This is a genomic window from Streptomyces sp. NPDC048352, from assembly GCF_040651895.1.
Lineage (GTDB): Bacteria > Actinomycetota > Actinomycetes > Streptomycetales > Streptomycetaceae > Streptomyces.
Window position 1 is genome coordinate 1 of record NZ_JBEZKZ010000167.1, and the last position, 1,764, is coordinate 1,764.

The 1,764-nt window shown below is 75.6% G+C and carries 2 protein-coding genes; one reads left to right on the forward strand and one right to left on the reverse strand.

What is annotated here, in order from left to right:
* Window positions 1-518, reverse strand: a 518-nt coding sequence (locus AB0D45_RS34800; RefSeq protein ID WP_362466708.1) for a PHP domain-containing protein, incomplete at its 3' end; no start/stop codon positions are given.
* Window positions 519-662: 144 nt separating this feature from the next.
* Between AB0D45_RS34800 and AB0D45_RS34805 the strand changes: the two genes are divergently transcribed.
* Window positions 663-1,764 (forward strand): DUF3533 domain-containing protein (locus AB0D45_RS34805; protein WP_362466711.1); only part of this gene is annotated, 1,102 nt, incomplete at its 3' end.

Genomic DNA, 1,764 nt, shown 5'->3' on the forward strand with positions numbered 1-1,764 from the left:
GGGTCCGCGGGCCCGCCGGAGGCGAAGCCGCCCGCGCCGGCCCCGGCGCTTGCCGGTGCGAACCCGTCCGGTCCGGTCCCGGCGGCGCCGAGGAGGGTCCCGCCGGGACCGGAGGGGGAACCGCCCGCGCCGAAGGCGGCGGTCACCATCCGGCACAGCTCCGCCCATCCGGCGGCCCCGTCCCGGGCCAGGAAGACGGCACGCGGAGCGGACTCGTCGACGAAGGCCCCGCCCCTGACGGGCGTACGCCTGCGGTACGAGAGCTCCCCGGCCCCACCGGGCGCCCCCGCGGGGGACACGGCGGGGGACACGGCCAGGTCGACCCCGAACAGCGGCCGGATCCCGGCCTTGGCGGCCGCCTTCGCGAACCGCACCGCACCCGCGAGGGTGTCGCGGTCGGTGAGGGCGAGGGCGTCCATGCCCCGCTCGACGGCACGTTCCGCCAGCTGTTCCGGGTGCGAAGCTCCGTATCGCATGGAGAACCCCGAAACGGTGTGCAGATGCGTAAACCCAGGCACCCGCGGCCTCCTGCTTCGCTCGACCTTCAACCTCCCCCGTCTCCACCATAGAGCAATTCGAATATCCGTGCGAAACACATGTTCGATCATCCATTCGGGCCTCCCCTGCTGCGCCGCACCCCCGGCGCGCCGAGCGTGGGAGCCATGACCCCACCCCCCAGAAGCAGCGCCCCCGGGCCCTCGGGCGGCTTCCCCGCCGAGATCAAGGACGCCGTGACCACCCGGGCGGCCCTCCTGGTCCTGGGGGTGCTGGCCCTCCAGCTGGCGTTCATCACCTCCTACATCGGGGCCTTCCACCACCCGGAGCCCAGCCGGATCCCGATCGCAGTGGCCGCCCCCGCCGAACCGGTCGCCGCGCAGACCGCGCAGCGCCTCGGCGCACTGCCCGGCGAGCCGCTCGACCCGCACCCGGTCGCGGACGAGGCGGCGGCGCTCGCCCAGCTCCGGAACCGGGAGGTGGACGGCGCGCTGATCGTCGACCCGGCCGGCACCACCGACCGGCTGCTGGTCGCGAGCGGCTCCGGGGCCTCGCTCTCCCAGGCCCTGGAACAGATCGTCGGCCTGGCCGAGCGGGCCGGGGGCCGTACGGTCCGGGTCGTCGACGCGGTCCCCGCCGACCGGGGCGACAGCCGCGGCCTGAGCTCCTTCTACCTGGTCGTCGGCTGGTGCGTGGGCGGCTACCTGTGCGCCGCGATCCTCGCGATCAGCGCCGGCGCCCGGCCGGCCAACATCCACCGCGCGGTCATCCGGCTCGGCGCGCTGCTGCTGTACTCGATCGCCGCCGGGCTGCTCGGCGCGGTCATCGCCGGCCCGGTGCTGGGCGCGCTGCCCGGCCCGGTCGCCGCCCTGTGGGGGCTGGGCGCCCTGGTCGTCTTCGCGGTCGGCGCGCTCACCCTGGCCTTCCAGGGGGTGGCGGGCGTGGTCGGCATCGGCCTGGCCATCCTGGTGGTCGTGGTGTTCGGCAACCCGAGCGCGGGCGGCGCCTACCCGTATCCGCTGCTGCCGCCGTTCTGGAGGGCCGTCGGCCCGGCCCTGCCGCCGGGCGCCGGTACGTACGCCGCGCGCTCCATCGCGTACTTCAAGGGCAACGGCGCGGGCGGCCCCATGCTGGTGCTGGCCGCGTGGGCGGCGGCCGGCGCCGTGATCACCATGGCCTGCGCGGTGATGCGCCGGGGCCTTGATACCGATGCCGAGAGATCGGGCGGCGGCCTGGATGGTGGCGAAGTCCCCGGTCAGTCCGGTGAAG